A 9,940-nucleotide genomic window follows, 5' to 3' on the forward strand; every position below is an offset into this window, starting at 1 on the left:
TGACCCCGTTGCCGCTTTAAAATTGAAGCGCCAAATTGATGCGTCCAACCAAGATCGAACCGATATGGTGGAATATATTGACAGTTATTTTTTAAGCAAATATCATGACGTTCAGCCTAAATCAAATGCGACTATAAATACTGAAAGTCCGGCGTGGGCCATTGACAGATTGTCAATTTTAGCCTTAAAAATCTATCACATGAATGAAGAAGTGGAGCGTCCTGATGCATCTTCATCACACAAATTAAATTGTACAACCAAGCTAAACGTACTTTTAGAACAGCGCAAGGATTTGAGTTCGGCAATTGACGATTTGTTGCTCGATATTAAAAACGGCAATAAATACATGAAAGTCTATAAGCAGATGAAAATGTATAATGATGATGAACTGAATCCTGTGTTGCGAGGGCAGAAATAAAACCTGTTCCTGCAAAGGCACGAACCTTCATTGATAAAATGTCGAAATCGAAACTTAAACCCAAACACATCCTCGTCATCCGTCTTTCTGCTATGGGAGACGTGGCGATGACCATTCCGGTTTTACGTGCATTCACAGCACAATATCCAGACGTGAAAATCACTGTTTTGACCCGAGAGTTTTTCAAACCGTTTTTTCGGGATTTGGAAAATGTATCAATCTTTTCACCAGATTTAAAAGGAAAACACAAAGGTTTTTTTGGACTTTTGGAACTTTCCAAAGAATTGCGGCTTTTGGGGATTAATGCGGTTGCCGATTTGCATAACGTTCTTCGAACTAAAATTCTTAAGATCTTTCTTTTAGATTTAAAACCCGTTCAAATTGACAAGGGAAGAGTCGAGAAGAAAGCTTTGGTAAATGGTAAGATTTTCGAGCAGCTCAAAACCACACACCAACGTTATAAAGATGTTTTTGAAAAGTTGGGCTATCCAATTATAGATTCAGAACCTCATTTTCCAGAACGTACCGAACTGAATTTAAGAACTTTGGAAATTGTTGGAAAGGATACTAGAAAGTGGATAGGAATTGCCCCATTTGCAGCGCATAAAAGCAAAATGTATCCGTTGAGCTCGATGGAAGAAGTGATTAAAGAACTTTCCAAGAATTATAAAATTTTGTTGTTTGGCGGAAAAGCAGAGGTTGAGTATTTAAGTACTTTAGAAAATGAAAGTATCCTAAGTATTGCTGGAAAATTAAGTTTGGATGAAGAGTTGGATGTCATTTCAAATTTAGATGTGATGCTTTCCATGGATTCTGGCAATGCGCATATGGCTGCTATGTTGGGCATAGAAGTTGTAACATTGTGGGGCGTAACGCATCCTTATGCTGGGTTTTATCCTTTTCATCAAGATGAAAATAATGCGCTTTTAGCCGATCGTGAAAAATTCCCTAAGATTCCGACATCTGTTTATGGCAATAAATTCCCGGAAGGCTATGAAGAATGCATGAAAACCATTCCACCAAAAGAAGTTGTAGAAAAATTGGAGTATATCCTAAAAAAACAGTGTTCTTAGGAATTGTTTGTTCAGATAACACTTAAAATCTGAAGTTCATCATATCTTTTTTTTGGCAGACAAAACAAAACCACATTCTTTTTTATCAAAAAAATCGTTATTATTGTATTGTTATCAAACATACGGATACCCATTTAATTGACTTAAACTGTTCATATAAAAGCACAAAAGAATGAATCATAAGCTGCTAATCCCACATCGTTTTATTTATGCAATTGCTATAGTTTTCACCTTTGTATCTTCAGGATACGGTCAGGCTGTGCCTGTCATCAAGGATGGTGAAGCTCAGATCGTCGAAGCTTTCAATACACCGGATCAATGGATTCGTCATGATTTGTGGGTGGAAACCGAATTTGATACCGATGGCGACGGAAAGCTGGACCGAATGCACGTTAGTGTCACCCGACCTTATCAGACCGAAACCGAAAAGCTCAAGTTGCCCGTCATTTACGAAACAAGCCCTTACTATTCGGGTGTTGCTGCCGATGTGAAAGGAATTATGTGGGATGTTCGCCATGAATTGGGTGAGGATGCACCCACACCTCGAATTCATCCCGAGGTACAACGGACAGGAACAAGGCCTATCATTGCAAACACACTCATCAATGATTGGATAAAACGTGGGTTTATCATTGTGCACTCTTCTTCACCAGGGACAGGGCTTTCTCAGGGTTCACCGACCGTTGGTGGTATCAACGAGTCCTTGGCACCTAAAGCTGTCATCGAATGGCTTGGAGGTAAGAACAATGGTTACACCACGCCCAACGGTAATGAGAAGGTAAAGGCCTACTGGACTACGGGAAATGTAGGGATGACCGGAACCTCGTATAACGGTACGTTGCCCCTTGCAGCGGCTACCACGGGAGTCGAAAACTTAAAAGCAATTATTCCTGTTGCGCCAAATACGTCTTACTACCACTACTACCGTTCCAACGGATTGGTTCGTAGTCCTGGCGGTTATTTAGGCGAAGATATTGATGTACTTTATGATTTTATTCATAGTGGAGACGAATCCAAACGTGCACACAACAACCGTGTGGTACGTGATACCGAAATGGCGAAGGGGATGGATCGGCGAACGGGAGATTATAACGAGTTTTGGAAAGGTCGCGATTATCTCTATCAGATGTCAGGAATGAAAGCCGCTCTGTTAATGGCTCATGGCTTTAACGATTGGAACGTTATGCCCGAACATAGTTACCGAATTTATAAAAAAGCTCAACAATTGGGCATTCCTTCCCAAATATATTACCATCAAAATGGTCATGGTGGCTCCCCACCAATGAAAATGATGAACCGATGGTTTACCCGATACTTATATGGCATTGAGAATGGTGTGGAAAAAGATCCTTTGGCCTGGATCGTAAGGGAAGACGACCAACAGTCTGATCCAACGCCATACGCCGATTATCCAAATCCAGATGCCGTTGATGTCAAACTATTCTTGAGTGCTGGTGCTCCAAAATATGGCGCGTTATCCACTGATGTACAGGATAAGCAGGGAACGGAAACCTTGATTGACAATGTATCATTCTCGGGGTCTGCATTGGCTCAGGCTGAAAATACCAATCACCGACTGCTCTATCTAAGTCCCATACTGAGCAAGGAGGTCCATATCTCGGGAACGCCTCGTTTGACAATTCGTGTGGCTAGCAGTAAACCTGCGGCCAATCTTTCGGTATGGTTGATAGCCCTGCCCTGGAAAGAAGGACGCAATGTCAAGATCACGGACAACATTATCACACGGGGTTGGGCCGATCCTCAAAACCATAAATCCCTGACTGAAAGCAGTCCTTTAGAGCCTGGTAAGTTCTACGAATTGACTTTTGATCTACAGCCTGATGATCAGATCATTCCTGCAGGTCAACAAATTGGCTTGATGGTGTTTTCCAGTGATAGGGAATATACCTTATGGCCGCAGCCCGGAACGGCGCTGACTGTCGATTTGGAGGGCACAAACTTAGTCTTGCCAATTGTGGGTGGTCCTTCTTATTTTGAAACGGCGATTAGACGCAATTAAAACTGCCAGTCTGATAGCTAAGAAGGAAATTGGTAACTATTTCATCGCTTACCGAAATTGTCTTATTTTACCCTAGTCTAAAGTGAACCAAGACAATTTAGGACCACTCATCCTTTAGTTCCGATAATTATCGGGAGGGGTATAGAATCGGGGAAAATCCATTAAATATAATTTTGTCATGTACCAAGATCGGTTTAATAGATTATTCTTTGAGTTAAAACGAACCTATTAAATATCATCATAATCAATTTTCACATTAGGTGTCAATGGATGTGCTTGGCAGGTTAAAATTAAGCCTTCAGCAACTTCACTATCGGTTAAAATACTGTTTTTTCGCATTTTGGCTTCACCTTCAACCACACGCGCCAAACAACTGCTGCAAATGCCGCCTTGGCAAGAATAAGGTGCATCCAAATCTTGGTCCAATGCGGCTTCAAGAATGGTTTGTTTTTGTGACATTTCAAAAGTTGTCGATTCGTCGTCCAAAACAATGGTGATTTTGGTTTGGCCATCCGGAATTGTAGCGGTATCATCTTCCGTAGGTTTTGCAGCTTTAAACAATTCAAAGAAAATGCGGTCTTTTGGAATATCATGCTCGGCTAGTACATCTTTGACCGTGTGGATCATAGCTTCGGGACCACATAAATAGAAAGCATCAATGGCCAAATCTTTGTGCTTGTGCTTTAAAATTAAATTGACCGTGCTTTTTTCAATACGCCCAAAAATGGAATCTTCTTCTTGCGCTTGGCTGAATACAAACTGAATGGACAATCGATCGCTATACTGTTGCTGTAATTCGAGCAATTCATTCAAAAACATGGCATCATCGGTCGTTTTATTGCCATAGACTAAAACGACATTACTAAGTACTTCTTCTTCCAAAGCACATTTAATAATACTCAAAATTGGCGTAATACCACTTCCTGCTGCAAAAGCGGCAATATGTTTGGTTTTGGAATCGTTCGGCTTAAAAACAAAATGACCTCTTGGTGCTGCAACATCAATGGTATCGCCTATTTTTAATTCGTGGTTGGCAAATGCTGAAAATGTACCGTTTTCTACTTCTTTTACTGCAACTTTCAATTCGTCGCTTTTTGGAGAAGAACATAAGGAATAGTCGCGTCTTAGTTCGACGCCGTTAAGTACTTTTTTTAAGGTCACATACTGACCGGAACTAAAAGTGTAAGTTTCTTTTAAATGCGAAGGCACATCAAAGCTAAGCGTTACGGCTTGCGATGTGATGCGCTCTATGTTTTTTATGGTTAGGGAATGGAAATTCGACATGTCTTAAATTTTCTTCAAAAGTAACGAATGCTTAGATTAAATGCCACATCTCTAACAAAATTATATGTTTTGATAAATGGATGAATTCATGGTTGATTCATTTTTTTTGTAACAAAAAGTATGTTAATATTACTAACTATTAAACTGTAACCAACTTTTTATGTTCAAACATTTTATCAATCTTGAGTGGAAAGCCTTTGTAAGGTCGGCATCATTTAAGGCCAATTTATTTATGAAAATCCTCATGGTTTTTGGGGCTATTTGGATGATTGCCTCTTTTGCAATTTTGGGTTTTGGAGCGTATTATATCATTGAAGAAAATTTAGGACTGGAACCTTTTGAGGCGGTCAATAAGGTGGTTATTTACTATATGATTTTCGACTTGATCCTTCGGTATTTTTTTCAAACAATGCCTATCATAAACATTAAACCACTGATGTATTTGCCGATTGGAAAAAAGGCAATTGTCAATTTTGCCATGAGCAAAACGGTATTGTCGTTTTTTAATGTATTGCATGCATTTTTTTTCATTCCTTTTTCAATTGTATTGATTATTGAAGGTTTTTCGGTTTTACAGGTGATGGCTTGGTATTTGGCTATTTTGGGATGGATTATGTGCAATAACTTCATCAATATTTTTATCAATAATAAAGACTCCGTCTTTTTTGGTGTGCTTGGTGCCATCGTCGTAATGATTGCGCTTCAATATTATGCCGTTTTTGATATCACACAATATACCTTTCCTATTTTCAACAGCTTTTATGCTATTCCATATCTATCGCTAATTACTGTGATTTTGGCCGTTGTATTTTATAAAATGGCTTTTGATTATTTTAAAAGGAATCTTTATTTGGATGCTGGTTTATCCATAAAACATGATATTGCCAAAACGGAAGATTACCATTGGCTCGATCGTTTTGGGAGCATGTCCACATTTCTTAAAAATGATATTCGACTTTTAAGACGTAACAAGCGTTCAAGAATGACTTTGATTATGAGTGTGGTTTTTATTTTTTACGGATTGCTGTTTTTCACCAATTCCATTGAAGCCTATCAAAGTCCGTTTTGGAAAATTTTTGCAGGTATTTTCGTTTCTGGCGGATTTTTATTCACTTTTGGGCAGTTTGTGCCAAGTTGGGACAGTGCTTATTATCCGTTGATGATGAGCCAAAATATTCGCTATAAGGATTATTTGGCCTCCAAATGGTATTTAATGATCATCGCTACAGCCGTTTCAATGGTTGTTTCTGTGTTTTACCTATATTGGGGTTGGCAAGCTTATGCCGCAGTGGTGGTTGGTGGTATTTATAATATTGGCGTTAACAGCCATGTGGTGCTTTGGGGCGGTGCGTATATCAAAACGCCAATCGATTTGGCCAGCAGTAAAAAAGCCTTTGGCGACAAACAGGCATTCAATGTAAAAACCATGTTATTGACCCTTCCAAAATTGGTATTGCCGATGCTTATTTATGCACTTGGCCATTATACATTGGGCGAAGTTTTCGGTTTTGCCTTGGTCGCCATTTCAGGATTGGCAGGATTTTTATTTAAGGACAAAGTTTTTGATATTATTGAAAAGATCTATAAATCAGAAAAGTATAAAACATTAGCAGCTTACAAACAAAACAATTAATTATGATAACAGTATCCAATTTATCAAAACAATATAATGCAGATCCAGTTTTAAATATTGAGCATTTGGAAATTCCAAAAGGACAAAGTTTTGGCCTTGTGGGCAATAATGGCGCAGGAAAAACTACTTTTTTTAGTTTGTTGTTAGATTTGATCCAACCAACCACAGGATTTATTAAAAGCAAAGATGTTCAGGTTAATTTGAGTGAAGACTGGAAGCCTTTTACCTCGGCATACATTGATGAAACCTTTTTAATTGGCTATCTGACGGCTGAAGAATATTTTTATTTTATTGGTGAATTACGCGGTCAGAACAAAGCCGATGTTGATGCCTTATTGATTCAGTTTGAAGATTTTTTTCATGGCGAAATTTTAAATCAAAAAAAATACCTGCGTGATTTAAGTAAAGGAAACCAGAAAAAAGTAGGCATCGTTGCTGCACTTATCGGCAATCCTGAAGTAATTATTTTGGATGAGCCTTTTGCCAATCTCGATCCAACAACCCAAATCCGGTTAAAACATATTGTTAAAGATCTTGCTAAAAAACAAGGAATTACCGTATTGATATCCAGTCATGATTTGATGCACGTTACCGAAGTCAGCGATAGGATCGTAGTTTTAGAAAAGGGAATTATTATAAAAGATCTGGAAACAAGTGCCGCCACATTGAAGGAATTGGAAGCGCATTTTGCTGGTTCGGAAGTGGTAGAATAGTTTTTTGAGAATTAAAACATCTTGGGTTTTATATTTTTAGCGCGCATTATTTTATGTGAATATGGTTCTAGCTTTGTAGCGCTGCGATAAAATTGCAGGAAACAGCATGGAAGCACACATCGAAAACTCCCTTGATTTTTCCATAATAATTCAAAAAGATGCTTATTTTTACGCCATTCCATACTATTTGTAGCTGTTTTTAGTTATATGAACCAAATACAACCGGCGTTGCGCAATTATTATAAACTCATAGTGTTTTTGCTTTTTGTGGCATTTTTAGTCACAAGCTGCTCGCGTACCAACGATACGTTCATTAACAGGAATTTTCATGCATTAGCTACAGAATACAACATTCTTTACAATGGTAATATTGCTTTAGAAAACGGAAGAGCAACAGTTGATAATGCCTTTACGGACAACTATTGGGAATTACTTTCAATAGAACGCATGGAAACCATAGATGACATCATACTTCCTGGCCAGTCGAGAAATTCTGATTTTGAACGTGCTGAAGAAAAAGCCATCAAAGCGGTTCAAAAACACGGCATGAACATTAAAGGCAAAGAGCACAATCCTCAAATTGATGAAGCTTATTTATTGTTGGGCCAAGCGCGCTATTTCGACCAACGGTTTATTCATGCTATTGAAGCTTTCAATTATATTCTTTATAGATATCCTGCAAGCGATAAAATTGTGAAAGCAAAAATATGGCGCGAAAAAACCAATATGCGGCTCGAAAACAATGAACTTGCCATTAAAAATCTAAAACGAATATTCGAGCAAGAAGAGGTAAAAGGGCAGGATGTTGCCGATGCTACGGCTGCTTTGGCACAAGCTTACATCAATATAAAAGCAAAAGACAGTGCCTTGGCGCAGTTGGCAATTGCTGCCGAATTCACTAAAAAAAACAACGAAAAAGCACGATTCAATTATATTAGAGGACAACTTTATAATGAGTTTGGTTATAAAGACAGTGCCAATCTAGCTTTTGATAAAGTAATCGATTTGCATCGAAAAGTACCTCGTGCTTATTATATCAATGCGCATTTGGCAAAGGCGGCTAACTTTGATTTGGAAACAGGTGATGTTTTGGCGTTTGAAGAATATTTGACCGATTTGGAAAACGATCGTGAAAACCGACCTTTTTTGGATAAAATATACTATCGTATTGCCGAGTTTCACCGCGCATCCCATCGCGATTCAATGGCTGTTGCGTATTACAATAAATCGTTGAGAACCCCGTCTGGCGATAGGCACTTAAAAGCTTTGGATTATACGATTTTGGGAGATATGAGTTTTGCCAAATCTGAGTATAAAACAGCTGGTGCTTATTATGACAGCACGATGACCAATATGGTGGTCAATTCAAAACCTTACCGAACCATCAAACGAAAAAGAGAAAATCTGGATGATGTTATTTACTATGAAGACATCGCACAAGTAAACGATAGTATTTTGAATTTGGTGAATTTGTCTGATACAGATCGCATCGCACTATTTACAACCTATATCGATGAGTTAAAAGCTAAAGCAGAAGCCTTAAAAGAGCAACAGGAAATTGCCGAGCGCAAAGCCAATTCAGGTGTAGTGGTTGCTGATAACAATTTCAACCAAAATACGTCGGGAAATCTAGCTTCCGGTCAAGGTGTAAATCCGTCAGGAAGTAGTGGTAAATCATCCTTTTATTTCTATAATCCTACGACGGTAGCTTATGGCAAAAACGAGTTTTTAAAAATTTGGGGAGACCGTTCATTAAAGGATAATTGGCGACTTTCTAGCACACGGAGTAATGAGTTTACAGCCACAGATGGTGATTTATCGACAGATATTTCCGAAGAAGAACGCTACGATGTCGATTTTTATATATCGAAAATTCCAACCGATCAAACAGTTATTGATAGTATTGCCAAAGATAGAAATCATGCTTATTACCAATTGGGAGTTATTTATAAAGAAAAGTTTAAAGAATACGAACTTGCCAAAGATAAACTCAAAAATGTATTGGATAATAATCCTGAAGAACGTCTTGTTTTGCCTACCAAATACAATTTGTACGGTGTTTATGAACTGTTGGATGAGGTTAACGCTGCCGAGCAAATGAAACGAGATATTATTGCCAATTACCCCGATTCGAGATACGCGGCTATTCTTTTAAATCCAAAGTCAGAAATGGCCAAGGACGAAAACAGTCCCGAAAGTATTTATGAGCGTATTTATGCCAGTTATGAAGCGCAGAATTTTCAGGAAGTCATTACGTTGAGCGATAAGTATATTTTTGAATTTGATGGCGATCCCATTGTGCCTAAGTTTGAAATTTTGAAAGCTTCTGCCAACGGTCGATTAAATGGTTTTGATGCTTATAGAGAAAGCGTTAACTTTATTGCCTTAAACTATCCTAATACAGAAGAAGGCAAACAGGCCAAAGATATCTTACAAAAGGTCATTCCTGTTTTGGCCGATAAAACCTTTCAGGATAATACCTCAAACTCCAGATTTAATGTCTTGTATGAGTTTGAAAACGCGAGTAATGAAGAAGTGGATGCATTTTTTGAACTGCTGGTCAATGAAGTTAAAGAAATTAGATATTATGATTTAAGTGTCTCTAAGGACATTTACGATAAAAATACTGTTTTTGTTACCGTTCATGGATTAAAAAGTATAGAGGGCGCCATCGGTTTTGCCGATTTGTTACAAGAGCGAAAAGTAAATATTACCCGCCCATATATTGCGATTTCATCTGTGAATTATGAAATTGTACAACGACATAAAAATCTCAAAAACTACCTAGAAACCCAATAA

Annotated in this window: 7 protein-coding genes; 6 read left to right on the forward strand and 1 reads right to left on the reverse strand. The window is 38.2% G+C overall.

Annotated features, from left to right (window positions below; genetic code table 11):
* The 3 genes from VNJ50_RS14385 to VNJ50_RS14395 form a co-directional block, all read left to right on the forward strand.
* Positions 1-418: DUF4254 domain-containing protein (locus tag VNJ50_RS14385; RefSeq protein WP_325582990.1), on the forward strand; the 418-nt coding region annotated here is incomplete at its 5' end.
* 38 nt (positions 419-456) lie between these two features.
* Complete coding sequence (locus tag VNJ50_RS14390) at positions 457-1,491, forward strand: glycosyltransferase family 9 protein (RefSeq protein WP_325582991.1); 1,035 nt, start codon at positions 457-459, stop codon at positions 1,489-1,491.
* A gap of 172 nt (positions 1,492-1,663) precedes the next feature.
* Entirely contained in the window at positions 1,664-3,511 is a 1,848-nt protein-coding gene (locus tag VNJ50_RS14395; protein WP_414652906.1) for a Xaa-Pro dipeptidyl-peptidase, read from the forward strand.
* 228 nt (positions 3,512-3,739) lie between these two features.
* Here VNJ50_RS14395 and VNJ50_RS14400 read toward each other — a convergent pair whose 3' ends face one another.
* The gene (locus VNJ50_RS14400) at positions 3,740-4,795 is read right to left on the reverse strand and encodes a ferredoxin--NADP reductase (protein WP_325582992.1); all 1,056 of its coding nucleotides are present in this window, start codon (positions 4,793-4,795) and stop codon (positions 3,740-3,742) included.
* A 160-nt stretch (positions 4,796-4,955) separates the two neighbouring features.
* Here VNJ50_RS14400 and VNJ50_RS14405 point away from each other — a divergent pair, with 160 nt between their 5' ends.
* The 3 genes from VNJ50_RS14405 to VNJ50_RS14415 all read left to right on the forward strand — a co-directional run bounded on the left by VNJ50_RS14405 (position 4,956) and on the right by VNJ50_RS14415 (position 9,940).
* On the forward strand, positions 4,956-6,428 hold the full coding sequence (locus tag VNJ50_RS14405; RefSeq protein ID WP_325582993.1) for a DUF5687 family protein: 1,473 nt from the start codon (positions 4,956-4,958) through the stop codon (positions 6,426-6,428).
* 2 nt (positions 6,429-6,430) lie between these two features.
* Positions 6,431-7,141, forward strand: coding sequence for an ABC transporter ATP-binding protein (locus VNJ50_RS14410; protein ID WP_325582994.1), 711 nt, complete (start codon positions 6,431-6,433; stop codon positions 7,139-7,141).
* A gap of 207 nt (positions 7,142-7,348) precedes the next feature.
* Positions 7,349-9,940, forward strand: coding sequence for a hypothetical protein (locus VNJ50_RS14415; RefSeq protein ID WP_325582995.1), 2,592 nt, complete (start codon positions 7,349-7,351; stop codon positions 9,938-9,940).

The sequence above is a fragment of the Gelidibacter sp. genome, assembly GCF_035577925.1.
Lineage (GTDB): Bacteria > Bacteroidota > Bacteroidia > Flavobacteriales > Flavobacteriaceae > Gelidibacter.

Excerpts from the sequence above, each read along its gene's own strand:
- VNJ50_RS14390 (WP_325582991.1), top strand. The coding sequence starts at position 457 with ATGTCGAAATCGAAACTTAAACCCAAACACATCCTCGTCATCCGTCTT.
- VNJ50_RS14395 (WP_414652906.1), top strand. The coding sequence starts at position 1,664 with ATGAATCATAAGCTGCTAATCCCACATCGTTTTATTTATGCAATTGCT.
- VNJ50_RS14400 (WP_325582992.1), bottom strand. The coding sequence starts at position 4,795 with ATGTCGAATTTCCATTCCCTAACCATAAAAAACATAGAGCGCATCACA.
- VNJ50_RS14405 (WP_325582993.1), top strand. The coding sequence starts at position 4,956 with ATGTTCAAACATTTTATCAATCTTGAGTGGAAAGCCTTTGTAAGGTCG.
- VNJ50_RS14410 (WP_325582994.1), top strand. The coding sequence starts at position 6,431 with ATGATAACAGTATCCAATTTATCAAAACAATATAATGCAGATCCAGTT.
- VNJ50_RS14415 (WP_325582995.1), top strand. The coding sequence starts at position 7,349 with ATGAACCAAATACAACCGGCGTTGCGCAATTATTATAAACTCATAGTG.